Below are 25,801 nucleotides of genomic sequence, written 5' to 3'. Positions count from 1 at the left end.
AATTTTTGTAAAAATGTTGGAAGTACGTAGTTTTTGCTGGAAAAGCATCAAAAGGGAAAAGCAAAATTTCCATATAAAGCGCAAGAAAACGAAAAGAATGACCATTTACAAAAAGAAGCAGATTCGCTATACTGAGAGGAAAAGACTGGATGAAAACCGGCCTGAATACAAAGGAGGATCTGCCAATGGAAAAGCAAGCGGGACTTACCGGGCAGGAGGTGGAGGAGCGTATCCGAAGCGGTCAAGTAAACAGGATGGAAAATCATATGGTGAAAACCAATAAGGAGATCGTAAAAGCACATTTGCTTACTTATTTCAATTTTCTGAACCTTTTTCTGGCCATTCTGGTTCTGATCACCGGACAGTTCAAGAACATGACTTTTATGGGAGTCGTGATCGTCAATGCGGTAATCGGGATCGTGCAGGAACTGAAAGTTAAAAAAGTAGTAGACAAGCTGACGGTTCTGACGGCTTCAAAAGCTCATGTGGTAAGAGAAGGTGAAAAATATGAGATAGATATAGAAGAAGTGGTGAAAGATGACATTCTGATTGTGACAAACGGCGATCAGATCTGTGCAGACTGTACGGTTCTTGAATGTGACGGTTTGGAGGTTAATGAATCTATGCTGACCGGAGAATCAAAACCTGTAAAGAAAAAAGCAGGAGATGAGCTGATGTCCGGCAGTTTTGTAGTTGCGGGCGGCGGTGTCGGCCGTGTGGTTCATGTCGGTGATGAGAATTATGCCGCAGAGCTGACAAGGAAAGCCAAGACGAAAAAACGTGCCACTTCGGAAATGCAGAATACGATCAAGCGGATCATAGCGGTGATCAGTATTCTGATCATTCCGATCGGCATTCTGCTGTTCCGTTCTCAGATCAGTGCTCAGGGGATGACCAGGAACGAAGCTATCGTGGCAACCGTTGCCGGAATCATCGGTATGATTCCGGAGGGACTGGTGCTGCTGACCAGCATCTCGTTTATCCTGGGCGTCGGAAGACTTGCAAAAAAGCGGGCACTCGTGCAGGAGATGGAAGCAATCGAAGCACTGGCACGCATCAACGTGCTCTGCCTTGACAAAACCGGAACGATCACGACCGGGGAACTGGAAGTTACAGAGGTGCTTGGCCTTGGAGAGGTGAAAAAAGAAGAAGTAAGCGAGATCATGAATGAGCTTACGTTTGCTTTTGAAGACAGCAACAACACGCAGGAAGCATTAAAACGTTATTTTCACCGTATGGACCGTTTTACGGTCGTTCAGAAAATTCCGTTTTCTTCCGAACGAAAGTACCGTGCGATCGAGTTCGAAGAAAAGGGCTGTTATGTCCTTGGTGCACCGGAGTTTTTATTGCAGGATGACGAAGAAGGGGCGGAAATCCTTCGAAAAGTCAATCAGTATTCAGAGGAGGGCTATCGTGTCCTGTTGCTTGGAAAATGCGGTTCTGTTCAGGCGGAAGATGGAAGTGTCAGTGAGGTGTCACCGATGGGACTGATCGTGATCCTGGACTGCATCCGGAAAGAAGCACCGGACGTCTTTCAGTACTTCCGTGGGCAGAAGGTAGAGATCAAGGTGATCTCCGGTGACAATCCGGTGACGGTATCGAAGATTGCCGGAAAAGCAGGACTTCTGGGGGCAGAAAAATACGTGGATGCCTCCGCACTCGGAGATGATCCGCAAAGTTACCGGGAAGCCGTGCAGAAATATAATGTCTTTGGACGCGTGAAGCCGGAACAGAAGCAGAAGCTTGTCCATGCTTATCAGTCGGAAAAGAAAGTGGTCGGTATGGTTGGTGATGGTGTCAACGACGTGCTTGCACTGAAGGATGCAGAGTGCGGTATTGCGATGGCAGCCGGAAGTGATGCGGCAAAACAGTCGGCACATATTGTCCTGCTGGATTCGGATTTTGCCTGCCTTCGGAATATTGTAAGCGAAGGAAGGACGATCATTGCCAACATCGAGCGGGTCAGCGCACTGTATCTGACCAAGACACTGTATTCCATCCTGCTGTGTGTCATTTTTATTCTTCTCGGACGGGCGTATCCGTTTATCCCGGTGCAGCTGTCTCTGATCAGTGCAGCCTGCATCGGTTTCCCGAGTTTTGTGCTGACACTGGAGCATACCGAAGAGGTGACAAGTACTGGATTTTTGCGTCATGTGATGCAGACGGCACTTCCGGCGGCGATTACTATGGTTGTCACCCTGCTTGTGGTTCAGGTTTTGTCACCGTTCTGGAAAGAAACAGAAGTGTTTACCTATACCTTTGATCTCCTGGTCGGAGGAGCAGTCGGGATCATGGTCGTATTTCGTGTGTGCAGGCCGTTGAACTGGCTGAGAGGCATTCTCTGTGTCTGCGTGATCGCAGTTTTTTCGGTGGGTGTGCTACTGTTCCCGGGATTTCTTGGAATCCACAGCATCTTCTGCTGGCAGATGGTACTGGCGATCCCGCTTGTGTGCATGGCCATTCTTCTGTATCATGAACTGATACGTCTGATCCTGTGCTGTTACCGGATCCGAGATCGCATATACGAAAAACTGGAGATTTTATTTCCGAAGAGAAAAAAGAAAAGAAGCCGGTAAGGAAAGGAATTATAAATGAAAAAGAAAATAGCAGTGATAGGCGGAGGGGCGGCAGGCATGTTTGCAGCACTGAATGCGGCAGAACGCGGGTGCGAAGTCCATCTGTTTGAAAAAAATGAAAAACTGGGCAAAAAGATCTATATTACAGGAAAAGGCAGATGTAATCTGACCAATGCCTGTGATACGGAAGAACTGTTTCAGGCAGTTGTCAGCAATCCGAAATTCCTGTACAGTGCTTTCTATGGCTACACGAATCATGATGTGATCGATTTTTTTGAAAAAGCCGGTACAAAGACCAAAATTGAACGTGGGGACCGTGTTTTTCCGGTATCAGATCATTCTGCGGATGTTATTGATGCACTTCGCAGGAAAATGCGGGAATATAAAGTGCAGGTGCATTTAAATACCGAAGTTTCCAAGGTGGAAGCCAAAGATGGAAAAGTAACCGGTGTTTTGTCAGATGGAGAAAAGAAACTTTTTCCGGCAGATGCCGTACTTGTGGCAACCGGAGGGATTTCTTATAAAACGACAGGTTCTACCGGAGACGGTTACCGTTTCGCAGAAGAACTCGGACATAAAGTGACGGAATTATATCCATCGCTGGTTCCGTTTAATACAAAAGAAGCGTGGGCGAAAAGCCTTCAGGGTCTTTCACTGAAAAATGTGGATGTCAAAGTGATGGACGGTAAAAAGAAACTCTATGATGGTTTTGGCGAGATGATGTTCACCCACTTTGGCGTGACTGGTCCTCTGATCTTAAGTGCCAGCAGTTACACTGCGAAAACGGCACGAAAAAAAGAACTTTCTATGTTTATCGACCTGAAGCCGGCATTGTCAAAAGAACAACTGGATCACCGAATCCTGCGTGATTTTGAGGAAGCAAAAAACAGACAGTTTAAAAACGCACTGGGCGGACTTTTCCCGGCAAAACTGACTCCGGTCATGATCGAGTTGTCCGGCATCAATCCGGAGAAAAAGGTAAATGAGGTATCAAGAGAAGAACGCCTCGGATTTGTGGAGCTGATCAAAAATTTGCCATTGACCGTAACAGGGCTTCGCGATTATAATGAAGCTATTATCACAAAAGGTGGTGTCAGTGTAAAAGAAGTCAATCCGTCCACGATGGAGTCCAAACTGGTGCAGGGACTGTATTTTGCAGGTGAGGTACTGGATCTGGATGCTGTGACCGGAGGATTCAATCTGCAGATCGCCTGGTCCACTGCCTATGCGGCAGCACTGGCGATGAGCGAAGCATAGATACCATGCAGGAGGAAAATATGAGTTTTAATATTGCAATTGACGGACCGGCAGGAGCCGGAAAAAGCACGATCGCAAAACGTGTGTCAAAAGAGCTTGGATTTATTTATGTCGATACCGGGGCAATGTATCGTGCGATCGCAGTTTATATGATGCAGAATCAGATCGATATCCACGACGATGCGGCAGTGCAGAAAGCCTGCAGCAAGATTTCCATATCGATCGCCTACAGTGATGACGGCGAACAGCAGGTGATCTTAAACGGGGAGAACGTGACCGGACTGATCCGCACAGAAGAAGTGAGCAAGATGGCATCTGTGACTTCCGCAAACCCGGCCGTGCGAGCCACACTGCTTGACCTACAAAGAGATCTGGCGGCAAAAGAAGATGTCCTGATGGACGGAAGAGACATCGGCACCAATATCCTGCCACATGCACAGCTGAAAATTTATCTGACTGCAAGCGTGGAAACGCGTGCAAAGAGACGTTTCCTGGAACAGCAGGAAAAGGGAGATACGCACACACTGGAAGAGATCGAAGAGGAGATCCGGGACCGTGATCAGCGTGACATGTCAAGAGAGATCGCACCACTTCGCCAGGCAGAGGATGCCATTCTGGTAGATTCTTCGGATCTGTCGATCGATGAGGTGGTTGAGCGTATTAAAGAATGTTACAGGGAAGTGAAGCAATGAAAGTGATAAAAGCACAGACTGCGGGTTTTTGTTTTGGCGTAAAACGTGCCGTTGACCAGGTCTATGATCTGGCAGCAAAAGAAAAAGAGCCGGTTTACACTTACGGGCCGATCATCCACAACGAAGAGGTAGTGCGGGATCTGGAAGAAAAAGGCGTACAGGTGCTGAATGGAAAAGAAGATCTGCTTTCGGTAAAAAAGGGTACCGTTGTGATCCGTTCCCATGGCGTTGCGGAAGAAGTTTATGATCTGATCTGCGAAAACGGACTGAATCTTGCCGATGCGACCTGTCCATTTGTAAAGAAAATACATCGCATTGTCAGGCGGGAAGGCGAAAACGGAAGAGAGATCGTGATCATCGGAAATGCCAATCATCCGGAGGTAGAAGGCATCCGAGGATGGTGTGTTTCTAAAGTGACGGTGATCGGAACAGAAGAAGAAGCAGAAGAATTTGAACCAAATTCAGACACAGGAGTCTGTGTTGTGTCTCAGACGACATTTAATTACAAGAAATTTAATAAATTAGTTGAAATTCTTTCAAAAAAGCGTTATGATATACTTGTTTTAAATACGATTTGCAATGCGACCGAAGAGCGTCAGCAGGAGGCGAGAAAAATTGCCGCCGATGTGGATGCCATGATCGTAATTGGAGGCAGACACAGTTCCAATACGCAGAAACTATTTGAAATATGTAAAGAAGAATGCAAGAATACTTACTATATACAGACACTTGAAGATTTGGATGTACATTCGATGCAGTCCATGAGTTGCGTAGGTATTACAGCAGGGGCATCAACCCCAAATAATATTATTGAGGAGGTTCACAAGGAATGTCAGAAATGAGCTTTGAACAAATGCTGGAGGAATCATTAAAAACAATTCATAATGGAGAGGTAGTCGAAGGTACGGTCATCGATGTCAAAGAAGACGAGATCATCTTAAATATTGGATACAAAGCTGACGGTATCATCACAAAAAGTGAATATACCAACGATTCAAGCGTAAATCTCCAGGATGTTGTTCATGTTAACGACAAAATGGAAGCAAAAGTCCTGAAAGTAAACGATGGTGAAGGACAGGTTCTGCTGACTTACAAACGTCTGGCAGCAGAAAAAGGAAACAAGAGACTGGAAGAAGCTTTTGAAAATCACGAAGTACTGAAAGCACCAGTTGCACAGGTACTCGATGGTGGTCTGAGCGTTGTGATCGACGAAGCAAGAGTATTTATCCCGGCAAGCCTGGTATCTGATACTTACGAAAGAAATCTTGGCAAATATGCAGGTCAGGAAATCGAGTTTGTGATCAGCGAGTTCAATCCACGCAGAAGAAGAATCATCGGCGACCGTAAACAGCTGTTGGTTGCAAAGAAAGCAGAAATGCAGAAAGAACTCTTTGCAAGAATCCACGTTGGTGATGTAGTAGAAGGCGTTATCAAAAACGTTACAGACTTCGGTGCATTCATCGACCTGGGCGGAGCAGACGGTCTGCTGCACATCTCAGAGATGTCCTGGGGACGTGTTGAAAATCCAAAGAAAGTATTCAAAGTTGGCGAAAAACTTTCTGTTCTGATCAAAGACATCAGCGGCGATAAGATTGCACTGAGCCTGAAATTCCCGGATCAGAACCCATGGCTGACAGCTGGCGAGAAATACGCAGCAGGCAACGTGGTAGAAGGTAAAGTTGCAAGAATGACTGATTTTGGTGCATTTGTTGAACTGGAGCCGGGTGTAGACGCACTGCTTCATGTATCACAGATTTCCCAGGAGCATGTTGATAAACCATCTGACGTACTGAGCGTAGGACAGGTTATCACAGCAAAAGTAGTAGATTTCAACGGCGAAGACAAAAAAATCAGCCTGAGCATGAAAGCACTGCAGAAAGAAGAAGCTGCTGCCGACACAACAGAGGCAGAAGAAGAGTAATATTGCACATCTCAAAAAGGGAGTGCTGAGTGTCCTGTAAGGTTCAGACAAAAGAGAACCTGCAGGGCAGGAAAGCCTGATTTCAAATGGAAATCAGGCTTTTTATGTATAAACATAATAAAGAGGGCGAATTCATAAACTGTTGCGTACATTCAAACCAGAAAGAATCCGAATGATAGCTTTCCTGGAAAACAGGTTTGAACAGTGCTTTTTCCTGAGGAAGAAAAAGTCCCCGGTGACGCTGGTAACAGGTTGTGGCTTTTGCAGGGATGCGTTCACGTGGATCGAGATAAGAGGCAACGTGCTTATGAATGGCACAGTCCTGCAAAGGAATATAATAATAATTTTTATAGTCAGATATGAAATACTTTAATTCGCCCTCGAAAGCATAGATCATTAGTTTGGCAGTGTCTTCCTGGAGCGTAAGATAGCACGAGGAAAGCCGGTTGGAGATCTGCTTTGGAACAGGATATTTCAGATCCAGCTCTGCAATCAGAAGCGGCTGTCCGTTCACAGAATCTTCCCAGAAAAGATTCCGGAGCGTATAATCCTGGTCTTTCAAAAACAGCGGATAGGCAAGAAGCGGCAGCAGTTTTGTCATACCTTTCAGATCGTCCAGATTATGCAGAAGCAGAAGCGAAAGAGCATCCGCATTTTTTAATTGGCAGTAGCTCTGATAGATTTTGATCAGTTCACCGCCGTTGTAGCGGTCTTCCCGCTCAATGCCAAGAAAAGATTCCAGACTTTTCTGGTTGATGTGCGTCAGTTTCAGATATTTTTTGTATGGCCGGGTCAGGCGGTAAAGGTCAATGCTCTGCATGGATGATAAGGTATCTGACAATGTATATTTTTCTGCTTTGAAAAGAAGATAAGGGATATCAAAACCGTCACCGTTGAAATGAACGACAGCACGAAATGACCGGCAGAACGCAAGAAATGCGTTTAAAATTTCACATTCTTCCGATGGGGTTTCGGCAAACCACTGAAGGAAAGTCCAGTGCTCATCCAGAAAGCAGACCGCACCGATCAGATACAGAGAAGTGTTTCGCGGGGAAAATCCGGTTGTTTCAATGTCAAAGAAGAGAAATTCTTCTCTGGAAAAAGGAAAAGAGTCCAGATAGCGAAGATCTGGTTCAAAGTCGGAAAAAGATTGTTGTTTATATAGCATGAAAAAATTCCTTTCTTAAACTTATGTGTTCAAGAATGCCTCCGGCATTTTTGAAGTTGATTTTGAATTCTGGCATCATTATAAAAGTGTTTCAATAAAAATGCAATACAGAGATATTTAGCGATTAAAAAGACAGAAAATTCAATGTAAAATAAAAGAAAAACAGAAATCAAAAATAAAAGGAGAAAATTATGTGGGATATTCAAATTCTTGGAGTAGATTTGTATCATGTTCTTTTCTGGCTGATCTTATACAGCTTTATGGGATGGATATGGGAAAGCTGCTATGTATCGATAAAGGAAAAGAAGCTGGTAAACCGTGGATTTGTAACAGGTCCGGTGTGTACGATCTATGGAGTGGGAGCCATGAGCGTTTATCTGGTTCTGAGGCCATTGCAGGATCATGGTTTATGGCTGTTTCTTGGCGGCATCGTTCTGGCAACCATCCTGGAGTATGTTACTTCGTGGGTAATGGAAAAGCTCTTCCACACAAGCTGGTGGGATTACAGCGAACGGCCGTTCAACCTGCATGGCAGGATCTGTCTGGGATGCTCGATCGCATGGGGGTTTTTCACACTGCTGATGTTTGAGATCCTTCAGCCGTTTGCACAGTGGGTGATCGATCTGTTTGATGTAGCGACCGGACATGCGTTTATTATCTTGTGCGGGATTCTGTACTGCGTGGACTTTATCGTATCGACACTTGCAGCACTGCAGCTCGGCGAAAAACTGGAAGGCCTGCAGACTGCCATGGAAGAGTTTACCGAATATCTTCAGACGACCAAAGTCTACAGTTCGACGGAAGAGGCAAGAGAACTGTTTGGAAACTATAAAAAGCATCTGCCGACGAAAAAAGAATTTCAGGAAAAGCTGGGAGAGTATCAAAGGCACATTGCAGGCAAGATTGAAGAAAAGGGTCTTTCTGAATATGCAGAAGGCATTCGCTCTCGTTCAAAGGGATTTCGGGAACAGTATCAGGAGAGAGTCTCCAGGATCACCGGCGTAAACAAACGTTTTATGAAAGCTTATCCTACGATTCATAAAGTATCCAGAAAGAAAAAGGGGAATCAGAAAGAAACAAAATAAGCAAACAGAGAAAAAGAAAGCAGCAGTTATTGTTTTTTGATGGCTGTAAATATAAAAAAAGGAGGAGAAGTGTATGCTGCGTTTTACATTTCGGGGTGGCATTCATCCAGATGACGGAAAGGCGATGTCCAAAGATAAGCCGATTCGGGAGGTTTTGCCCAAAGGAGAGCTCGTCTATCCGCTTTCTCAGCATATCGGAGCACCAGCCAAAGCCATTGTAGTAAAAGGCGATCATGTACTGGCAGGGCAGAAAATCGCAGAAGCAGGGGGGTTTGTATCTGCAAACATTTTTGCATCCGTATCAGGAACGGTCAAAGCGATCGAAGCAAGGCTGGGGGTAGCCGGAGGCATGCAGGAATCCATTGTCATTGAAAACGATGGCCTGTATGAAGAGGTAGAGTTTTCACCAGAGCGGAAACTGGCGGATATTTCCGGAAAAGAGATCATTGAGATCATCAAGGAGGCGGGTATTGTCGGTATGGGCGGAGCCGGATTCCCGACACACGTCAAATACATGCCGAAAGATCCATCTGCGATCGATTACATCATTGTCAACTGTGCGGAGTGTGAGCCTTATCTGACATCAGATTACCGCAGGATGATGGAGGAACCGGAAAAAATCGTGGGCGGTCTTCAGGCGGCAATGAAGATTTTTGACGGAAGGGCAAAAGGCGTACTGGCAGTTGAAGACAATAAAAAAGATGCGGCAGCAAAACTGCGGGAAGCAGCAAAGGGGATACCGGATATTGAAGTTGTAGAATTAAAAACCAAGTATCCGCAGGGAGCAGAGCGACAGCTTATTTTTGCAGTCACAGGAAGAAAGATCAATTCTTCCATGCTTCCGGCAGATGCAGGATGTGTAGTCAACAACTGTGACACGATCCATGCAATCTATGAGGCGGTACATTTTGGCAGACCGGTCATGAAAAAAGTGATGACGATCACCGGAAATGCGATCAAAGAACCGCAGAACCTGCGTGTCCGCACCGGTACGAACTTCCGGGAACTGATCGAAGAGGCGGGAGGTTTTACTTCCGAACCGGAGAAAATCATCGCCGGAGGTCCGATGATGGGAATCCCACTGATTTCTCTGGATGTTCCGGTTGTCAAGACATCTTCTGCGATCCTGTGCATGACAAAAGACGAGGTCGCAGCCTGCGAAGAGACAGCGTGTATCAACTGCGGACGTTGTGTATCCGTCTGTCCGGGCCGGATCATTCCGGCAAGACTGGCGGATTATGCAAAAAGACATGATAAAGAAGCGTTTGAAAAAGCAAATGGAATGGAGTGCTGTGAATGTGGATGCTGCAGCTATAGCTGTCCGGCAAAACGACCGCTGACACAATACATCAAATCCATGCGTAAGATCGTGCTTGCGGATCGGAAAAAAGCTGCACAGAGGGGGAATGGAAAATGACTGAAATGTGGAACATATCATCAAATCCGCACATCCGGGATAAGAGAAAAAGCAGCGACCTGATGAGCCTTGTGCTGATCGCACTGCTTCCGGCAACCATATTTGGTGTCATAAATTTTGGAATCGATGCGTTAAAAGTAATCGTGCTGTCTGTGACAGGCAGCGTGCTCACAGAGTATGTTTACGAAAAACTGATGCATAAAAAAGTGACAGTCGATGATCGCAGTGCAGAAGTGACAGGGCTTCTGCTGGCACTGAACCTTCCGGCGTCTGCACCATGGTATCTTCCGGTACTCGGTTCTGTTTTTGCCATTCTGTTTGTAAAACAGCTTTTTGGAGGACTGGGACAGAACTTTATGAATCCGGCTCTCGCAGCAAGATGTTTTCTCCTGATTTCATTTGCTGGAAAAATGACGGACTTTACATACGATGCAGTATCCGGGGCAACGCCGCTTGCAGCCATGAAAGCCGGCGAGAGCGTGAATGTTTTAAACCTGTTTCTCGGAAAAACAGCCGGAACGATCGGTGAGACTTCCACACTGGCGATCCTGATCGGTGCGGTGATCCTTCTGGTATTTAAAGTGATCGATCTGAGGATACCATTGTCCTGCCTGCTTTCTTTCTCTGTTTTTGCCATTTTATTTGGTGGACATGGATTTGATCTGCATTTTCTGGCAGCACAGCTGTGTGCGGGCGGACTGATGCTTGGTACATTTTTTATGGCAACGGATTATGTAACCTCACCGATCACCAAAAACGGTCAGATCGTGTATGGATGCATCATCGGTATTCTAACCGGGGTTTTTCGTTTCCTCGGAAGTGCATCGGAGGGCGTATCTTATGCGATCATCCTTTCAAACCTTCTGGTGCCTTTGATTGAAAAAGTAACACCTCCGACAGCATTTGGGAAAGGAGGAAAAAAGCATGAATAAGATTATAAAAGAAGCACTGGTACTGATGGCGATCACACTGGTTTCCGGTTTACTGCTCGGAGCTGTCTACAGCATTACAAAACAGCCGATCGCACAGGCAGAGGAAAAAGCACAGAAAGAAGCTTATCTTGCTGTATTTCCGGATGCACAGGATCTGACGGAGCCGGATAACAAAGAAGAACTGCTCACAGAGGCAGCCGATGTCCTGGATCAGGCCGGATTTGGCACAGCTGACACTCTGGAAGATTTTTATCTGGCAGAAAAGGACGGAGCAGTGACAGGTGTGGTTATGAACATTACTTCGCATGAAGGATACGGCGGTGACATCAATTTCTCCATGGGTGTCAGTATGGACAAAACGGTGACAGGCGTGGAGATGCTTTCCTTAAGTGAGACAGCCGGACTTGGCATGCGTGCAAAAGACGAAGAATTCAAAGGACAGTTCGCAGGAAAAATCGTAGATCAGTTCGTGGTTACAAAAAACGGTGCTTCCGCGGAAAACGAGATTGATGCGATCAGCGGAGCAACCTTTACTTCCAAAGCGGTGACAAACGGTGTCAATGCGGGACTTCGCTTTTATGAAAGCCTTAAGGAAGGAGGTATCTTACAATGAGCAAAGCAGGAGAACGTTTATATAACGGTATCATCAAAGAAAACCCGACCTTTGTGTTGATGCTTGGTATGTGTCCGACGCTGGCAGTAACCACCTCAGCGATGAACGGACTTGGCATGGGACTTACGACAACGGTGATCCTTGCCATGTCAAACCTGATGATCTCAGCACTTCGTAAAGTCATTCCGAACGGCGTGCGTATGCCGGCCTTTATCGTGGTTGTGGCATCTTTCGTAACGATCGTACAGTTTTTGCTTCAGGCGTATGTACCGTCTCTGTATCAGAGTCTTGGTATTTATATCCCTCTGATCGTAGTAAACTGTATCATCCTTGGAAGAGCGGAAGCCTATGCTTCTTTCAATCCGGTCATCCCGTCTTTCTTTGACGGCGTCGGTATGGGACTTGGATTTACCATCGGTCTTGCCAGTATCGGTATCGTGCGTGAGCTGATCGGAGCCGGAACCATTTTCGGTGTGCAGGTGATGCCTTCTTTCTATCAGCCGATCACGATCTTTATCCTTGCACCGGGAGCTTTTCTGGTCCTGTCCCTTCTGACAGCAGCCCAGAACCGCGTGAAACGTAAAATGCAGGAAAAAGGTAAAGAGACAAAGATCGGCAGCGGCTGCACAGGAGAATGTGCCTCCTGTGCAAGTTCCTGTAAAGGAGGGGAGACGTTATGAGAGAATTACTTATGATCGCAGTTGGCACTGCGTTTATCAACAATGTTGTTTTGAGCCAGTTTTTGGGACTGTGTGCATTCCTTGGTGTATCCAAGAAAATGGATACCGCAGCAGGCATGGGCGGAGCCGTTATCTTTGTTATCACGATCTCATCCTTTGTCACGGCTCTGATCTATAAATTTCTGCTCCTTCCGCTGAATGTGACTTACCTTCAGACAATCGTGTTTATTCTGGTCATTGCTGCACTGGTACAGTTTGTGGAAATGTTTCTGAAAAAGAGCAGCCCGTCTCTGTACAATGCACTTGGCGTTTATCTGCCGCTGATCACGACAAACTGTGCCGTACTTGGTGTGGCACTGATCAATGTACAGAAAAGCTACGGCATCGTAGAGAGCGTGGTAAATGGCCTGGCAACGGCGGTCGGATTTACGATCGCGATCGTGCTGATGGCCGGTATCCGTGAAAAAACAGAATACAATGATGTACCGGAATCTTTTAAAGGATCACCGATCGTTCTTCTTACAGCCTGTCTGATGGCGATCGCATTCTTTGGATTTTCCAGTCTGAAATAGGAAGGAGGAGTGGCGGATGAGCATGGAGATCATACTTGCGGCTGTGATCGTAGGAGGTACCGGACTGCTTCTGGGACTTTTCCTTGGATTGGCAGGGAAAAAATTTGCAGTAGAAATTGATGAAAAAGAACAGCAGGTAAGAGAACAGCTTCCGGGAAATAACTGCGGCGGCTGCGGATATGCAGGATGTGATGCGATGGCAAAGGCGATTGCAAACGGAGAGGCTCCGGTAAATGGCTGCCCGGTAGGGGGAGATGCCGTGGCAGCAAAGATTGCCAGGATCATGGGGCAGGAAGCAGGCGAGAGCATCCGCAGAGTTGCCTTTGTAAAATGTGGCGGAACCTGTGACAAAGCAAAAGAATCCTGTCATTATTATGGAGTTCACGACTGTGAGATGATGGATTTTATTCCGGGAGGCGGACCGAAAACCTGTCATTATGGATGTATCGGAGACGGAACCTGCGAAAAGGTCTGTTCATTTGATGCGATTCATGTTATAAATGGAGTAGCAGTGGTAGACAAGGAGAAATGCAGAGCGTGTGGAGCATGCGTGGAGCATTGTCCGCGTCATCTGATCGAGCTTGTGCCATATGAAAGCCGTTATCTGGTACGCTGTGCTTCAAAAGATAAAGGAAAGCTGGTTATGCAGGCATGTGAGGCAGGGTGCATCGGATGTAAGAAATGCCAGAGAGAATGTCCTTCCGGTGCCGTTACAGTGGAGAACAATATTGCACATATCGATACTTCAAAATGTACCAACTGCGGAACCTGTGCATCGCTCTGTCCGAGAAAGGTGTTTACCGGACCGGTTGCCAGGAAAGAGTCCTGAAGACATAAGAAGTAAAGAAAGGGGAAATCAGGAATGAAGAAAAAGGGGTTTGCTGTGCTCGCAGTGCTGATGCTGAGTATGTTGCTTTCCGTAACCGCTTTTGCAAAAGGAAAGTGGAAGGTTGAGGAAGGTAACCGTTACTATTATAATGAGGATGGTACAAAGCAGAAAGGCTGGCTCACACTCAAAAAAGGAACTTATTATTTTCTGCCAAAGACAGGGATCATGGCAACCGGTGTGCGGCAGATCGCAGGAAAGACCTATGTATTTTCAAAAAAAGGGATTCTGCTGAAGGCATATGAAAGAGCCGGATTCAGGACAACCGCATCCGGAAAACTCTGCTATTCTTACGGTGACGGTACCGGCCGCCTGAAACGTCAGTGGTTTACCATCAATGGAAAGACGTACTACTTTAATAAAAAAGGGCATGCCCTGACGGGATGGCAGAAGATTGACGGAAAGATTTATTATTTCAATAAAAGATATGTTTTGCAGAAAGAAAAATGGGTGAAATACAACGGTAAAAAGATGTATCTTGGATCCGACGGAACGTTTGTGAAAGATACTTGGATCGATGACAAGTATCTTGGGCCGGACGGCGTTTATATCAAAGGCTATCGTGATGACAGACGGACAAACAAAAGTAAAACCGGATGGGTTGGATACGGTCAGCAGTGGAGATATTACCGGAAGAACAAACTGGTGACCGGATGGATCACCATTGGTGAGAAGAGGTATTTCTTTGGCTCGGACGGCTATATGCGTGCCGGATGGCTGAAAGATCAGGGGCATACGTATTATATGGATACCAGAAGTGCCACTTATGGACAGATGATGACCGGCTGGTGCAAGATCAAAAACAAGTATTATTATTTCTTCCGCACACCGGCAGAGCATAATGGAACCGTCTATCCGCAGGGTAGTATGGCGAGAAAGATTTCCATCCGTTTCTCTTTGGCAGACGGAACGCAGAAAATCTATATCTTTGGCAAAAACGGTGCCTGCACGAATTATTAAAAATCCAGAATCTCTGTCTGTGATTTCAGGCTGAGAAAAACCTCCCGGAGCGTTTCCTTTCCGGGAGGTTTTTTTTGCGGCATTAAGGAAAATGCAGCAAAAAAACGGTCAGTGGAAGATTTTTTGCATATTCTGAATAGAAAGAGGAACAGGAGGGCTGTTATGGCAACGATCGTGATAGATGCCGGACATGGAGGAGCAGACCCGGGAGCTGTTTTTGAAGGAAGACAGGAAAAAGACGATACACTGCGGCTGGCACTGGCAGTGGGAAAGATTCTGGAGGAAAACGGACAGAATGTGATCTATACCAGAACAACCGATGTTTATCAGACACCATTTCAGAAAGCAACGATCGGAAACGAAGCGAGAGCCGATTTTTTTGTTTCCATACATCGCAATTCCAGTCCGGTTGTCGGGCAGTATTCCGGTGTGGAAACACTGGTCTATGAGCGAAGCGGCATCAAAGAAGAGATGGCAGAAAACATCAACCGGGAACTGGAGGAAACCGGTTTTGAAAATCTCGGTGTCAAAGAAAGACCGGGACTTGTCGTCCTTCGCAGGACTAAAATGCCGGCAGTACTGGTGGAAGCAGGGTTTATCAACAACGGAGAAGACAACCGGATCTTTGATGAAAATTTTGAGGAAGTCGCACAGGCGATCGCCGACGGTATTTTGCAAACCATCTATGCACAGGAAGTCGAATCTTATGAATACAAAAAAGAAGCAGAAACACCTTATCGCATCCAGCTTGGTTTTTTTAATCTGGAAGAAAATGCCAGGGCACTGCAGGCACAGCTGCTCTTTTTGGGATACGATGCTGTGATCGAACCTGGAGAGGATGGGACTTACCGGGTTTACAGTGGATCTTTTGAAAAACTGGATAATGCGGCAAAAATGGAGCAAACACTGCGAAAAGCAGGATTTTCCACCTATATCGTACAGTAAAGGAATAAGAAAAAAACAAGAAACGTAAATCTTTACACTTTTTGTTTCCTGAGGTATACTAAGGAGCAGAGAATGGGCTTGGAAGAAAGGTACCATTTTATGGTGTGCATAGGAGGGCGGTATGTCTGTCTGCCCTCTGCACATATAGCAGAGTTTTCCTAGATGTAAAACGGAGAAAGTAACTGTAAACATAGTATGATGCCAGGATTGTGGGAGTGCGATGCACGGAACAATCCGTAGGCATCAGAGTTGGGGGCTTTTGACCCCAACATCATATATACATAGGGTAAATAATAATATTACCGGAGAGTGGAGTATGGATAAAAAGAAAAAATGGTTAAAAATCACACTTGGAATTATGGCACTGGTTATCGTGGGGGTGTATATCGGTGGGATTGCCGCCTTTCATGGAAAATTCTTGAAGAACACGGACATTAATGGCATGGATGTTTCAGATATGACAGTGGAAGAGGCAGAGAAACTGATCAGAGAGCAGGTAGAAGATTATCAGATCACGTTAAAAGAACGCGGAAATAACAGTGAGACGATCACGGCAGAAGAGATCGGTTATCATTATGTTTCCAATGGGGAAATCGAAAATTTCCAAAAATCCCAGCCATACGCCCTGTGGTTTGTAAGTTATTTCCGACCGGCATCTTATGCGTTTGAGACGGCAGTGCAGTATGATGAAACATTGCTGAAAGAAAAAGCGGACAGCCTTAAATGTTTTGATAAAGCAACAGCTAAAGCACCGGAAGATGCGAAAATGGTCTTTCAGGAAAGCGAAAACAAGTATGTGATCAAAAAAGAGAAGCAGGGTGCAAAGCTCAAACAGAAAAAATTCTGGAAACTGCTTACAGAGACAATTTCAGAAAGAGACGGTCTGCTGGATCTGGAGAAAGAATCCTGTTATCAGACACCAAAAGTGACAAGTGATGACAAAGACTTAAACCAGCTGGTAGAGAATCTCAATCATTATGTGGATATCGAGATTACATACTGTTTTGGAAACCAGAAGGAGGTTCTGGACGGCAGTGTGGTAAAAGACTGGCTGACCTATGATAAAAAAGGGAAAGTGCTGGTAAAAGACGGTGCGATCAGCGACTATATCGCATCTCTGGCAGACAAGTATGATACCTATGACAAGCCACGGAAGTTCAAGACAAGTGACGGAACGTATGTGACTGTGGAGGGCGGTTCATATGGATGGAAAATCGACCAGACAGCGGAGGCAGAAGAGCTGACAAAGCTGATGGAAGAAGAGCCGCACATGGAACGTACACCGATTTTTGCCCAGGAAGCAGATAGCTGGGAAAATGGTGACATGGGTGACACGTATGTGGAAGTTGATCTGACAAAACAACATCTGTGGATGTACAAAGAAGGGAAATTGATCGTAGAATCGGATTTCGTATCCGGAACAATGACACCGGCTCGTGTGACACCGCCCGGCATTTTCCGGTTATACTATAAAAAATCACCGGCTGTTCTTCGAAGCACAAAACCGGGCGACAGTTACGAGACACCGGTTTCTTTCTGGATGCCGTTTAACGGCGGGATCGGATTCCACGATGCCACCTGGAGAGGAAGCTTCGGCGGTCAGATCTTCTGGAACAGCGGTTCTCATGGCTGCATTAATCTTCCGTACAGTGCCGCACAGACGATTTACCAGAATATCGAAAAAGACTATCTGGTTATTTGCTTCTATCGGAACGGTGAGTATAAATATTAGATGTGAGATGATTCATATGTCATGCGATGCATGACGTGCACCTCGCAGCAAGAATGGCAGAGGCATTCTTAAATGAAAAAAGAAAGAGGAAATGTATGCTCGAACAGATTGTAGAGCCACTGCTTGGGTGGTTCGGGGAACATGCACGGATTCTCCCGTGGAGAGAACAGCCGCAGCCATATCGCGTCTGGGTTTCTGAAATTATGCTGCAGCAGACACGTGTAGAGGCGGTAAAACCCTTTTTTGAACGTTTTACGCAGGCTCTGCCGGACGTTCGATCCCTTGCGGAATGTCCGGAAGATAAGCTTTTGAAGTTATGGGAGGGGCTTGGCTATTATAACCGCGTCCGAAATATGCAGAAAGCAGCACAGAATATGGTGGAATTTTATGACGGCGAAATGCCGGCAGACTATGAAAAACTGCTGGGTCTTCCCGGGATCGGTCCTTATACGGCAGGAGCAGTAGCTTCCATTGCCTTTGAGCTCCCGGTTCCGGCTGTTGACGGAAATGTCCTGCGGGTGATCACAAGGATCACGCAGAATGACGGAGATATTTTGAAGCAGTCTGTCAAACGTCAGGTCGAGGAGGAGCTTCTGGCAGTAATGCCAAAAGGAAGATCCGGAGCCTTTAATCAGGCACTGATGGAACTTGGGGCGACTGTATGTGTGCCAAACGGGGCACCGAAGTGTGAGGAATGTCCGCTGTCAGGCGTATGCCTTGCACATCAGAACGGCAAAGAGATGGACTATCCGAAAAAAGCACAGAAAAAGCCGCGTAAAATCGAGAAAAAGACCGTTCTGGTGATAAGGGACGGCAGCAGGGCAGCAATCCGCAAACGTCCGGCAAAAGGACTTCTGGCAGGTTTATATGAGCTTCCTAATCTCTCTGGATGGTTAAGTCAGGATGAAGTTCTGGACTGGCTGAAACAGGAAGGGCTGTCACCGATCCGTATCCGGAGATTATCGGATGCGAAACATATTTTCAGTCATATTGAATGGCATATGACAGGATATGTGGTCCTGGTGGAAGAACTGGAAAACGATTCCGGAAAAGATATGCTTTTTATTGAGCCGAAAAGAACAGAAGAAGAATACCCGATCCCGGCAGCTTTTTCAGCTTACACAGCCTATCTTCAGATCAGACTCGGACAGGAAAAATATGACGAAAAATAAAACAGAAACGTGTATGGAGGAAAAAACGTGAAAATATTATCAATAGCAATTCCCTGTTATAATTCTGCAGCCTATATGAGAAGATGTATTGATTCTCTGCTTTCTGGCGGAGAAGATGTGGAGATTTTAATTGTGGATGACGGTTCCACAAAAGACAATACCGCAGAGATCGCAGATGAGTATGAAAAAAATTATCCGGGGATCGTAAAGGCGATCCATCAAGAGAACGGCGGACATGGAGAGGCAGTCAATGCCGGACTGCGTAATGCAACCGGAGTATACTATAAAGTGGTGGACAGCGATGATTGGGTAGATGTGGATGTTTATCTCGATATTATCAAAACTTTGAAAGAACTGGTGGCAGGTCCGCAGACTGTTGATATGTTCATCAGCAATTTTGTCTACGACAAGGCAGGTGCGAAGCACAAAAAAGTGATGCGGTACAAGGCATTTCCTGAAAATGAAGTATTCCAGTGGGATCATGCAAAAAAACTGCACATCGGACGTTACATTCTGATGCATTCCGTGATCTACCGTACCATGCTGCTGCGGGAATGCAACCTGGAGCTTCCAAAACATACCTTTTACGTGGACAATCTGTTTGTGTTCCAGCCGCTTCCGTATGTAAAAAATCTTTATTATAAAAATGTGAATTTCTATCATTATTTTATCGGCAGGGATGATCAGTCCGTCAACGAAAAAGTCATGATCTCCCGCATCGATCAGCAGATCCGTGTCAATAAAATCATGATCGACACCATGGCTGACAATAAAATCGCAGACAAGCGGATCCGCCAGTATATGACAAGTTATCTGGATATCATTACAACGGTTACTTCCGTTATGCTGATCCGTTCCGGCACAGAAGAAAATCTGGAAAAGAAAAAAGAACTGTGGCAGTATTTAAAAGCAAAAGACGGCGGTCTGTATTTCCGCCTGCGTCACGGTCTGTTTGGACGTACGATGAATTTGCCGGGCAGAGGAGGAAGAAAACTTTCGGTTGCAGCCTATAAGATCTCACAGAAATTTTATGGATTCAACTGATACAAAAGCGACAGAGATAGGACGTTGTAATTCTGTGAGATTTATGGTAGAATTTTCACAGTTGAAAAAATGGATATTTTAGGAGGACAACATGGGAGAGGAAACGGTTTCCAAAAATTTTATTGAACAGATTATAGAAAAAGATCTGGCAGAGGGCAAATACGATACGATCTGTACTCGTTTTCCGCCGGAACCAAATGGCTATCTGCATATCGGACATGCCAAAGCCATTCTGTTAAATTATGGACTTGCACAGAAATATCACGGCAAGTTTAACATGCGTTTTGATGACACCAACCCGACCAAGGAGCGAGTTGAGTTTGTAGAGTCCATCAAGGCGGATATCAAATGGCTGGGTGCTGACTGGGAAGACAGACTGTTTTTCGCATCTAATTACTTTGACCAGATGTATGAAGCAGCAGTGAAGCTGATCAAAAAAGGCAAAGCCTATGTCTGTGACCTGACACCGGAGCAGATTCGCGAGTACAGAGGGACACTGACAGAACCTGGAAAAGAAAGCCCGTACCGTAACCGCAGCATCGAAGAAAATCTGGAGCTGTTTGAAGCAATGAAGGATGGCAAATATGCAGACGGAGAAAAGGTACTGCGTGCAAAGATTGATATGGCATCTCCGAATATCAATATGCGTGATCCGATCATTTACCGTGTGGCACATATGACACACCATAATACCGGAGATAAATGGTGCATCTATCCGATGTATGATTTTGCACATCCGATCGAAGATGCAATCGAAGGCGTGACACATTCTATCTGTACCCTGGAGTTTGAGGATCACCGTCCGCTCTATGACTGGGTCGTACGTGAACTGGAGTATCCGCATCCACCAAAACAGATCGAGTTTGCAAAACTGTATCTGACCAACGTTGTTACCGGTAAACGTTACATCAAAAAACTGGTAGAAGAAGGTATCGTGGACGGCTGGGATGATCCGCGTCTGGTATCGATCGCAGCCCTTCGAAGAAGAGGATTCACACCAGAATCCATCAAGATGTTCGTTGACCTGTGCGGTGTCAGTAAAGCTCAGAGCTCCGTTGACTATGCAATGCTGGAGTACTGCATCCGCGAAGACCTCAAACTGAAACGTCCGCGTATGATGGCAGTCCTTGATCCGGTCAAACTGATCATTGACAATTATCCGGAAGATCAGATCGAGTACCTGGAAGCAGACAACAATCTGGAGAACGAGTCTCTTGGAAAACGTCAGGTTCCGTTCGGACGTGAACTTTACATTGACCGTGAAGATTTCATGGAGAATCCGCCGAAGAAATATTTCCGTCTCTTCCCTGGAAACGAAGTGCGTCTGATGAATGCATATTTCGTGAAATGCACAGGTTTTGAAAAAGATGAAAACGGAAATGTGACAGAAATCCACTGTACTTACGATCCGGAGACAAAATGCGGAACCGGATTTACCGGACGTAAAGTCAAAGGAACCATCCACTGGGTAGCAGCAAAGACTGCCAAAAAAGTGACCGTACGTCTCTATGAGAACATTATCGATGAATCCAAAGGCGTATATAACGAGGACGGCAGCCTGAATCTGAATCCAAATTCACTGACTGTAAAAGAATGCTTCGTAGAGCCTGCACTTGCAGAAGCAAAACCATATGAAAGCTTCCAGTTTGTACGTCAGGGTTATTTCTGTGCAGATGTCAGAGATTCCAAAGAAGGGGCACCGGTATTTAACCGTATCGTGGCACTGAAAAGTTCCTTCAGACTGCCGAAACAGCAGTAAGGAAAAAGAATATAGAAATAATGATAATGTGTAAAAAGGAATATCCGATCAATGAAAAATCGGATATTCCTTTTTTGCATATCAGATGTGGGATGACGCATACCTCTGTAGATAAGAACAATAAATTTTCAAAAAAATCTCTTAAAAAAAGGCAGAAACAAAAAGTGTGCAAACTGCAAAAGGGATGGAATTGCAATTTGCACACTCTTGAATTTTAACAGAAGCAAATCAGAACTTAATCTTCCTCTGCTTTTTCTTCGGCAGCATCAGCAACCATTTTTTCTGCCTCTTCCGGAACAGTTTCTTCTTCGTCAGCGTCTTCCGGCTTGCTTTCTGCTTCTGCATGTTCAGGGACAGCCTCAGCTGTCTCTTTCGGTTCTTCTGCCTCAGCTTTGACGGTCTCTTCTTCTGCTTCTTTTTCGAAAATGGCTTCGGCCGTATCAGCGGCATTTTCCGCTGCTTCCTCCGGTACGGAAGAGGATGGAATGGTAACATACTCGCGGGCATCGGCAGCATCTTCACCATCAAAATCCTCAAGGTCATCATCTAAGAAATCATCCTCGAAATCTTCAAAATCATCCTCCCAATTCTCTTTCTCTTTTTTATGTTTTTTGAAATATGCAAGTCCGGCACCTGCGGCAGCTCCCAAAAGTGCAGCACCTACCAGCCATTTGCTGTATTTTTTTGACATAAACGAACTCCTTTCTCCTGTTTTAAACTCCTGACTGATGTCTGCGAATTGCTCTGTTATAAGGTAATTTTCGCAATTCTGAGCTATGCTTCAGTCAGTACCAAGTGCCCTAGATCCCAATGTCTTAGCTTGCAGGTAAGAACGATATTTTGAAATTTTGACACTGGCATATATAATATTTTATATATGGTATTGTAATACTTTTCTATAAAAAAGAAAAGGGGTTTATTTAAAAATTATCTGAACAAGAAACATGTAAAACAGTGTCCCTCCTCCAACGGAGAGAAGCGTGTTTTTCTTCCAGCAGTGTACCAGAACGATGGCAATGCCGGCGATCAGCTCTGGCAGTCCGAACGGTGCCTGCAGCAGGGAAACATTCTTGAAGCAGTAAACCACCAGCATACCGATGATAGCGTAAGGAAGTACTTTTCCGAGGTACATGATGTAAGCAGGTGTCTTGGATTTTCCGGAAAACAAAAGGAACGGAAGTCCGCGTACAAAAAAAGTCAGTAAGGACATGATCGCGATCATGGCGATTGCCTGAGAATCCGGGATACTACGCATGTGAATCATCTCCTTTCTGATCTTCTCTTTCCATATGCTCCTCCAGCGGCTTACGAAGCAGTGTCAGGATCGTAAGAATGGAGAGCATGGCAGGAATGATAAAACGGTCTGGCCCGAAAAGAAGCAGACAGATCACAGAGCAGATCACACCGGTGATTGCCGGGATATGATTTTTGCTGTTCAGCCACTGATCAGTAAAGATTACAATAAACAGTGCTGTCATGACAAAATCCACACCTTTTGTATTGAAGTTGACCAGGGAACCAAAGAGTGCACCGAACGTGCAGCCGATGATCCAGTAAACGTGATCCAGCATGGAGATAAACAAATAGAACCATCCCTTGTCCACACCGTCCGGAACCGGGGTTGTAGCAATCAGAGAATAGGTCTCATCGGTCAGCTCATGGATCAGCAGAAGCTTTTTCTTTCCGGTGTCTTTGTATTTGTCGATGATGGAAAGACCGTAGAAGAGATGCCGTACCTGGATCATCAGTGTCATGATCGCGGTGGAGATCAGGCTGGCACCGCTTGCGAGCAGGTCGATCGCCACATACTGCATCGAGCCGGCATAAATAAAGATGGACATAAAGAAAGCCCAGATAAAAGAATATCCGTTGCTTTCAAGCAGTATGCCAAAGCCCATACCAAGAAAAAGATAGCCTGCCATAACCGGAAGTGTGTGAGGAAAGGCAGACCTGAATGCTTTGCTTTTCATGTTCATTTCCTCCTTGAAATGTATCAGCAATTAGTATAGCATGGTGGGTGAAATATGTCAAAATACAGGAGAAAAAAGCATGAAATTTTATGATGCATTAACAGATTTTATTTTCACAGAACAGAAACCGGAAAAAGCAGATGCGATCTTTGTTCCGGGCGGATTGTATGGTGAGATCGCACAGCATGCGGCAGAGCTTTATCAGCAGGGCTTTGCATCACTTATCGTGCCTTCTGGAAAGTACAGCATTGTGGAAGGAAAATTTACTGAGGTACAGTCACCGGAGAAATATAAAGGCAGATATTTTGAGACAGAAAGTGATTTTCTGACGCAGATCCTTGTGGATGAAGGAGTAAAAAAAAGCGATATTCTGCAGGAAAAAGAAGCATCTTATACTTATCAGAATGCATTATTTACCAAGAATCTTCTCGAGAAAAAAGGGCTGCATTTAAAAAAAGTGATCCTGTCCTGTCAGGCATATCACGCCAGAAGATGTCTGATGTATTATCAGTTTGTTTTCCCGGAAATCGAATTTATCGTCTCACCGGTCATTACCAGGGGTGTTTCAAAAGAAAATTGGTATCAGAGCGAGTACGGTATCTGTTTGGTACTCAAAGAGGTGGAACACTGCGGCAGCCAGTTCGCAGATATGATGTGCGACCGTGCCTCTGTCCGATAAATGTCGGTAGAGATGACAAAGATTGCATGAAAAGTGTTACAGAAATTTGACGGAAAACCAGTTTCGTGTTATGCTGTAGCGGCAGAAAACCGTTCACAAAAGAGGAGTGATCTTATGATAAAAGCAGCTATTTTTGATCTTGACGGTACGATCGGAGATACCGTGGAATCCATCGCTTACAGTGCCAATCGTGCCCTCAGGGATATCGGATACCAGGCATTTCCGGTGGAAAATTATAAATATTATGCAGGTGATGGCGTAGATGAACTGGTCCGCCGTACTCTGCGGGATTCCGGTGATACGAACTGCAGTCAGTTTGAGCAGATGAAAAGCATCTATAAAGCATATTTTGCAAAAGACTGCATGTACCATGTAAAGCCGTTTCCGGGTATTTGTGAGATGCTTTCAGAACTGAAAAAAAGAGGGATTCGGATCGCCGTGCTTTCCAATAAACCGTATGCTCAGGCCATCGATGTGGTGGAGAGTCTGTTTGGAAAAGATTATTTTGATTACATCCAGGGACAGACCGAAACGATCCGACGCAAACCCGCACCGGACGGAGCGTTTGCCATTGCAGAAAAGTTTGCAGTAGAGACCGGAGAATGTCTTTATGTCGGAGATACAAACACGGACATGCAGACCGGCAATGCGGCACATATGCATCCAGTAGGGGTTCTGTGGGGATTCCGCGACCGAAAAGAATTAGAAAAAAATCACAGTGAATATGTGATTGAAAAACCACAGGAACTGATTGAGATCCTGGAAAAGATAAACGGAGGAGACAACAAGTGATAAAACTGGTAGCAACCGATATTGACGGCACACTGATACGGGAGAGCAGTTCTGTGCTGCCGGAAGAAATTTTTGATCTGATCCGGGAACTTCGAAAACGTGATATCTATTTTGCGGCAGCAAGCGGAAGACAGTACATGGGACTGAAACGACTGTTTGCTCCGGTGGCAGATCAGATGCTTTTTATCAGTGAAAATGGTTCCAACGTTGTATGGAAGGACGAAGAACTTTATGCTTCCGTGATCGATCCGAACCTGATAAAAGAGATGCAGGAATATGCAAAACATTTCCCGAATATGCATCTGACCTTATCGACAACAAAAGCGATGCATTCTACCGGAAGTGATGACCTGTCCTATCGGAAAATGATGGTGGATGGCTATCAGAATGACATGGTTTTTGATGATGACGAAGACGGCACCAAACTGAAAGTGATTAAAATGTCTCTGTACTGTGAAAGCGGGATTCGGCCTTATGCAAAAGAAATCGAAGATTACTGGCAGGGCAGATTAAACACCGTAGTGGCAGGTGCACCGTGGATTGATTTTATGAAGCCAGGAACCGATAAAGGTGCAGCACTTCAGTTCGTACAGCAGTATTTTCAGGTAAAAAAAGAAGAGACGCTGGCATTCGGGGATAATCACAACGATCTTGGAATGATCCTGGCAGCAGGAGAGGGATGTGCAGTTTCTACCGCAAGAACCGCAGTCAAAGAGGCAGCAAAACATATCGTTGAAAGCTACGAAGAAAAAGGGGTTATAAAGGCACTTCAGGAGCTGCTAAAGAAGCAGAAATAAATAATGAGATGTTGAGATCAAAAGATATTTGGATCTTAATCAATACTTGTAATTGGCAAGTGGGCCGGAGAGAAAAAAGGAGGAATTTATAAGTAACTAAATATATTGCTTAATATGGTTAAATGTGTTTAAATATACCTATGGAGGTATTA

General features: G+C 45.3%; 25 protein-coding genes. 21 read left to right on the top strand and 4 right to left on the bottom strand.

Annotated features, from left to right (window positions below; translation table 11 throughout):
- The first annotated feature begins 185 nt into the window (after positions 1–185).
- From LKD42_RS06230 to rpsA, 5 genes are read left to right on the top strand one after another with little or no spacing between them, the layout of a single operon-like run.
- Positions 186–2,576, top strand: coding sequence for an HAD-IC family P-type ATPase (locus tag LKD42_RS06230; RefSeq protein ID WP_248835144.1), 2,391 nt, complete (start codon positions 186–188; stop codon positions 2,574–2,576).
- A gap of 15 nt (positions 2,577–2,591) precedes the next feature.
- Entirely contained in the window at positions 2,592–3,833 is a 1,242-nt protein-coding gene (locus LKD42_RS06225; protein ID WP_248835143.1) for a BaiN/RdsA family NAD(P)/FAD-dependent oxidoreductase, read from the top strand.
- Between the two features lie 20 nt (positions 3,834–3,853).
- The gene (gene cmk, locus LKD42_RS06220) at positions 3,854–4,525 is read left to right on the top strand and encodes a (d)CMP kinase (RefSeq protein WP_022118703.1); all 672 of its coding nucleotides are present in this window, start codon (positions 3,854–3,856) and stop codon (positions 4,523–4,525) included.
- Positions 4,522–5,367, top strand: coding sequence for a 4-hydroxy-3-methylbut-2-enyl diphosphate reductase (gene ispH / locus LKD42_RS06215; RefSeq protein WP_248835142.1), 846 nt, complete (start codon positions 4,522–4,524; stop codon positions 5,365–5,367). Before cmk ends, ispH begins: the two co-directional genes overlap by 4 nt.
- Positions 5,355–6,446 (top strand): 30S ribosomal protein S1, encoded by a 1,092-nt coding sequence (gene rpsA / locus LKD42_RS06210; protein WP_022118701.1) that lies wholly within the window; start codon positions 5,355–5,357, stop codon positions 6,444–6,446. Before ispH ends, rpsA begins: the two co-directional genes overlap by 13 nt.
- 82 nt (positions 6,447–6,528) lie before the next feature.
- Here rpsA and LKD42_RS06205 read toward each other — a convergent pair whose 3' ends face one another.
- A complete protein-coding gene (locus LKD42_RS06205; protein ID WP_248835141.1) occupies positions 6,529–7,614 on the bottom strand; it encodes a ribonuclease H-like domain-containing protein in 1,086 nt (361 codons plus the stop codon).
- 191 nt (positions 7,615–7,805) lie between these two features.
- On the opposite strand from LKD42_RS06205, the gene LKD42_RS06200 reads away from it, so the two are divergent.
- From LKD42_RS06200 to LKD42_RS06140, 13 genes are all read left to right on the top strand, one after another.
- Positions 7,806–8,699 carry a putative ABC transporter permease gene (locus LKD42_RS06200; protein ID WP_215660950.1) on the top strand — a complete coding sequence of 298 codons (894 nt, stop codon included), beginning with the start codon at positions 7,806–7,808 and terminating at the stop codon, positions 8,697–8,699.
- Between the two features lie 73 nt (positions 8,700–8,772).
- Positions 8,773–10,116, top strand: a complete 1,344-nt coding sequence (gene rsxC / locus LKD42_RS06195) for an electron transport complex subunit RsxC (protein ID WP_248835140.1) — start codon at positions 8,773–8,775, stop codon at positions 10,114–10,116.
- Positions 10,113–11,048, top strand: a complete 936-nt coding sequence (locus tag LKD42_RS06190) for an RnfABCDGE type electron transport complex subunit D (protein ID WP_147631340.1) — start codon at positions 10,113–10,115, stop codon at positions 11,046–11,048. Before rsxC ends, LKD42_RS06190 begins: the two co-directional genes overlap by 4 nt.
- Complete coding sequence (locus LKD42_RS06185) at positions 11,041–11,661, top strand: RnfABCDGE type electron transport complex subunit G (protein ID WP_147631341.1); 621 nt, start codon at positions 11,041–11,043, stop codon at positions 11,659–11,661. Before LKD42_RS06190 ends, LKD42_RS06185 begins: the two co-directional genes overlap by 8 nt.
- Positions 11,658–12,341, top strand: coding sequence for an electron transport complex subunit RsxE (rsxE, locus tag LKD42_RS06180; protein ID WP_022118695.1), 684 nt, complete (start codon positions 11,658–11,660; stop codon positions 12,339–12,341). Before LKD42_RS06185 ends, rsxE begins: the two co-directional genes overlap by 4 nt.
- Complete coding sequence (gene rsxA, locus LKD42_RS06175) at positions 12,338–12,913, top strand: electron transport complex subunit RsxA (protein WP_022118694.1); 576 nt, start codon at positions 12,338–12,340, stop codon at positions 12,911–12,913. Before rsxE ends, rsxA begins: the two co-directional genes overlap by 4 nt.
- Positions 12,914–12,929: 16 nt before the next feature.
- On the top strand, positions 12,930–13,742 hold the full coding sequence (locus LKD42_RS06170) for an RnfABCDGE type electron transport complex subunit B (protein ID WP_022118693.1): 813 nt from the start codon (positions 12,930–12,932) through the stop codon (positions 13,740–13,742).
- 33 nt (positions 13,743–13,775) lie between these two features.
- On the top strand, positions 13,776–14,759 hold the full coding sequence (locus tag LKD42_RS06165; RefSeq protein WP_248835139.1) for an N-acetylmuramoyl-L-alanine amidase family protein: 984 nt from the start codon (positions 13,776–13,778) through the stop codon (positions 14,757–14,759).
- A gap of 162 nt (positions 14,760–14,921) precedes the next feature.
- Positions 14,922–15,704: an N-acetylmuramoyl-L-alanine amidase gene (locus LKD42_RS06160; protein ID WP_248835138.1), complete on the top strand. Its 783-nt coding sequence runs from the start codon at positions 14,922–14,924 to the stop codon at positions 15,702–15,704.
- 316 nt (positions 15,705–16,020) lie between these two features.
- A complete protein-coding gene (locus LKD42_RS06155) occupies positions 16,021–17,436 on the top strand; it encodes a L,D-transpeptidase family protein (RefSeq protein WP_248835137.1) in 1,416 nt (471 codons plus the stop codon).
- A gap of 95 nt (positions 17,437–17,531) precedes the next feature.
- Positions 17,532–18,608 carry an A/G-specific adenine glycosylase gene (gene mutY, locus LKD42_RS06150; protein WP_248835136.1) on the top strand — a complete coding sequence of 359 codons (1,077 nt, stop codon included), beginning with the start codon at positions 17,532–17,534 and terminating at the stop codon, positions 18,606–18,608.
- Positions 18,609–18,635: 27 nt separating this feature from the next.
- Positions 18,636–19,652 (top strand): glycosyltransferase family 2 protein, encoded by a 1,017-nt coding sequence (locus tag LKD42_RS06145; protein WP_022118688.1) that lies wholly within the window; start codon positions 18,636–18,638, stop codon positions 19,650–19,652.
- A gap of 91 nt (positions 19,653–19,743) precedes the next feature.
- The gene (locus tag LKD42_RS06140; RefSeq protein WP_173865800.1) at positions 19,744–21,411 is read left to right on the top strand and encodes a glutamine--tRNA ligase/YqeY domain fusion protein; all 1,668 of its coding nucleotides are present in this window, start codon (positions 19,744–19,746) and stop codon (positions 21,409–21,411) included.
- A 235-nt stretch (positions 21,412–21,646) separates the two neighbouring features.
- On the opposite strand, the gene LKD42_RS06135 is transcribed toward LKD42_RS06140, so the two are convergent.
- The 3 genes from LKD42_RS06135 to LKD42_RS06125 form a co-directional block, all read right to left on the bottom strand.
- Entirely contained in the window at positions 21,647–22,102 is a 456-nt protein-coding gene (locus LKD42_RS06135) for a hypothetical protein (protein WP_248835135.1), read from the bottom strand.
- 225 nt (positions 22,103–22,327) lie between these two features.
- Positions 22,328–22,666, bottom strand: coding sequence for a branched-chain amino acid transporter permease (locus tag LKD42_RS06130; protein ID WP_248835134.1), 339 nt, complete (start codon positions 22,664–22,666; stop codon positions 22,328–22,330).
- A complete protein-coding gene (locus tag LKD42_RS06125; RefSeq protein WP_331464824.1) occupies positions 22,659–23,381 on the bottom strand; it encodes an AzlC family ABC transporter permease in 723 nt (240 codons plus the stop codon). Before LKD42_RS06125 ends, LKD42_RS06130 begins: the two co-directional genes overlap by 8 nt.
- Positions 23,382–23,460: 79 nt before the next feature.
- Here LKD42_RS06125 and LKD42_RS06120 point away from each other — a divergent pair, with 79 nt between their 5' ends.
- The 3 genes from LKD42_RS06120 to LKD42_RS06110 all read left to right on the top strand — a co-directional run bounded on the left by LKD42_RS06120 (position 23,461) and on the right by LKD42_RS06110 (position 25,649).
- The gene (locus LKD42_RS06120) at positions 23,461–24,060 is read left to right on the top strand and encodes a YdcF family protein (protein WP_248835132.1); all 600 of its coding nucleotides are present in this window, start codon (positions 23,461–23,463) and stop codon (positions 24,058–24,060) included.
- 114 nt (positions 24,061–24,174) lie between these two features.
- Entirely contained in the window at positions 24,175–24,852 is a 678-nt protein-coding gene (locus tag LKD42_RS06115) for an HAD family hydrolase (RefSeq protein ID WP_248835131.1), read from the top strand.
- Complete coding sequence (locus tag LKD42_RS06110; protein ID WP_248835130.1) at positions 24,849–25,649, top strand: HAD family hydrolase; 801 nt, start codon at positions 24,849–24,851, stop codon at positions 25,647–25,649. The genes LKD42_RS06115 and LKD42_RS06110 overlap by 4 nt, the downstream gene beginning before the upstream one ends.
- Positions 25,650–25,801: the final 152 nt, after the last annotated feature.

Source organism: Hominisplanchenecus faecis (genome assembly GCF_020687205.1).
Classification (GTDB): domain Bacteria; phylum Bacillota; class Clostridia; order Lachnospirales; family Lachnospiraceae; genus Hominisplanchenecus; species Hominisplanchenecus faecis.
Note: the sequence above shows the minus strand (reverse complement) of the source record. Positions and strands in the feature narration are given on the sequence as shown.

What these genes read in the sequence shown, in the direction of transcription:
- LKD42_RS06160 (WP_248835138.1), top strand. Translation starts at nt 14,922, where the DNA reads ATGGCAACGATCGTGATAGATGCCGGACATGGAGGAGCAGACCCGGGA.
- LKD42_RS06170 (WP_022118693.1), top strand. Translation starts at nt 12,930, where the DNA reads ATGAGCATGGAGATCATACTTGCGGCTGTGATCGTAGGAGGTACCGGA.
- LKD42_RS06140 (WP_173865800.1), top strand. Translation starts at nt 19,744, where the DNA reads ATGGGAGAGGAAACGGTTTCCAAAAATTTTATTGAACAGATTATAGAA.
- rsxE (WP_022118695.1), top strand. Translation starts at nt 11,658, where the DNA reads ATGAGCAAAGCAGGAGAACGTTTATATAACGGTATCATCAAAGAAAAC.
- LKD42_RS06155 (WP_248835137.1), top strand. Translation starts at nt 16,021, where the DNA reads ATGGATAAAAAGAAAAAATGGTTAAAAATCACACTTGGAATTATGGCA.
- LKD42_RS06120 (WP_248835132.1), top strand. Translation starts at nt 23,461, where the DNA reads ATGAAATTTTATGATGCATTAACAGATTTTATTTTCACAGAACAGAAA.
- LKD42_RS06230 (WP_248835144.1), top strand. Translation starts at nt 186, where the DNA reads ATGGAAAAGCAAGCGGGACTTACCGGGCAGGAGGTGGAGGAGCGTATC.
- LKD42_RS06205 (WP_248835141.1), bottom strand. Translation starts at nt 7,614, where the DNA reads ATGCTATATAAACAACAATCTTTTTCCGACTTTGAACCAGATCTTCGC.
- LKD42_RS06135 (WP_248835135.1), bottom strand. Translation starts at nt 22,102, where the DNA reads ATGTCAAAAAAATACAGCAAATGGCTGGTAGGTGCTGCACTTTTGGGA.
- LKD42_RS06225 (WP_248835143.1), top strand. Translation starts at nt 2,592, where the DNA reads ATGAAAAAGAAAATAGCAGTGATAGGCGGAGGGGCGGCAGGCATGTTT.
- LKD42_RS06200 (WP_215660950.1), top strand. Translation starts at nt 7,806, where the DNA reads ATGTGGGATATTCAAATTCTTGGAGTAGATTTGTATCATGTTCTTTTC.
- rsxA (WP_022118694.1), top strand. Translation starts at nt 12,338, where the DNA reads ATGAGAGAATTACTTATGATCGCAGTTGGCACTGCGTTTATCAACAAT.
- LKD42_RS06185 (WP_147631341.1), top strand. Translation starts at nt 11,041, where the DNA reads ATGAATAAGATTATAAAAGAAGCACTGGTACTGATGGCGATCACACTG.
- LKD42_RS06130 (WP_248835134.1), bottom strand. Translation starts at nt 22,666, where the DNA reads ATGCGTAGTATCCCGGATTCTCAGGCAATCGCCATGATCGCGATCATG.
- LKD42_RS06125 (WP_331464824.1), bottom strand. Translation starts at nt 23,381, where the DNA reads ATGAAAAGCAAAGCATTCAGGTCTGCCTTTCCTCACACACTTCCGGTT.
- mutY (WP_248835136.1), top strand. Translation starts at nt 17,532, where the DNA reads ATGCTCGAACAGATTGTAGAGCCACTGCTTGGGTGGTTCGGGGAACAT.
- rpsA (WP_022118701.1), top strand. Translation starts at nt 5,355, where the DNA reads ATGTCAGAAATGAGCTTTGAACAAATGCTGGAGGAATCATTAAAAACA.
- LKD42_RS06165 (WP_248835139.1), top strand. Translation starts at nt 13,776, where the DNA reads ATGAAGAAAAAGGGGTTTGCTGTGCTCGCAGTGCTGATGCTGAGTATG.
- rsxC (WP_248835140.1), top strand. Translation starts at nt 8,773, where the DNA reads ATGCTGCGTTTTACATTTCGGGGTGGCATTCATCCAGATGACGGAAAG.
- cmk (WP_022118703.1), top strand. Translation starts at nt 3,854, where the DNA reads ATGAGTTTTAATATTGCAATTGACGGACCGGCAGGAGCCGGAAAAAGC.
- ispH (WP_248835142.1), top strand. Translation starts at nt 4,522, where the DNA reads ATGAAAGTGATAAAAGCACAGACTGCGGGTTTTTGTTTTGGCGTAAAA.
- LKD42_RS06190 (WP_147631340.1), top strand. Translation starts at nt 10,113, where the DNA reads ATGACTGAAATGTGGAACATATCATCAAATCCGCACATCCGGGATAAG.
- LKD42_RS06115 (WP_248835131.1), top strand. Translation starts at nt 24,175, where the DNA reads ATGATAAAAGCAGCTATTTTTGATCTTGACGGTACGATCGGAGATACC.